1 protein-coding gene is annotated in these 1,225 nt (G+C 37.8%); it reads right to left on the reverse strand.

Annotated features, from left to right (window positions below):
- Positions 1-123: 123 nt before the first annotated feature.
- On the reverse strand, positions 124-1,225 hold a 1,102-nt coding region (locus LJE09_RS17190), incomplete at its 5' end, for a transposase (protein WP_227311598.1).

The raw sequence follows: 1,225 nt of genomic DNA on the forward strand, positions 1-1,225 counted from the left end.
TGGGCTTGTAACTGCCCAGTCGTAGTAACGGCTTACGCCTCCGACCTTTTATCCCCAATAGGCATTGCTGCCTAAAGTGGCGTTACATCATTGGGTGGTTGACAGCACCCTTTGTAGCAGAGTTTACTCTGTTACAACTGTATCAGGTACTTGGCTATCAGCAAGATAGTTTATTCCCATACGATACAGATTCATAGCTCCAATACGGTCATCATTAGACGTATAACCGCAGTTTTTGCAAGTAAACAAATGTATTTTCTTATTACGATTAGACTTTTCAGTATGTCCACAAGCAGGACAGCATTGACTGGTATAACGAGGATCCACCTTTATTACAGAAGATTGATTCTGCTTCGCTTTGTAAATCAGCTTCTGCTCAAGGTCATAAAAGGACCATGATACAGAAACATAGCGGTCTTTTGTTTTGACACGTTCTGTAGCATTGCGAATACCAATCAAATCTTCTAATACAAAGAGAGTATGCTTTGGATTACCGGTGGCGAGTGCCTTCGATACCTGATGGTTAATATCCTGCATCCAACGGTTTTCTCGCTGACCGATAGCTTTTAGTCTTCGTCTTGAGGATGGCGTATGTCGCATTTGAAGTTCTTTACGAAGCCTGGAATAATTAGCCCGTTTCTGTTTAATAGCTTTACCACTAACAAATCCGGACTTATGTTTGCTGTCATAAGTTGCAACAACAAAGTTAATACCTCTGTCAATACCTACAACATTACAAATATCAGAAATATTACTTTCTTCAACCTCATAAGTAACTGGTATATACAGATAGTATTTACCACGTTTATTTACAAGTTTGGCAGTACCAAACCTGTAAATAGAATGGTTAAAATACTTAGACATACCCTCAGCAAAATAAGGAAGTTTCACACGACCATTAAGCGTATTGACGGAAAAGCAGTTTTGAGTTAAAGAATAATCTCTGTTCCAAACCAGGTCGTACTGAGGTTTTTTAAAAGATGGTTTTATCCATTCATTCTGATTTTCAAGAATGGACTTATATCTTGCGATAACCGTCTTAAAAACAGACTGCGCCATTTGTGATTTAAGACTAAACTTTTCTCTTAGAGCAGAGTACAAAATTTTATTGAGTGAGAACTGCTTTAGGTCATGTGTGCGGAATACATAATCTGAAACATAATTACAGGCATCACAATAAACAGACATTGTTTTATTAAGCAAAACTTTATCTGTATCAGTTGCA

The sequence above is a fragment of the Blautia sp. DFI.3.45 genome (assembly GCF_020593505.1).
Lineage (GTDB): Bacteria > Bacillota > Clostridia > Lachnospirales > Lachnospiraceae > Blautia_A > Blautia_A wexlerae.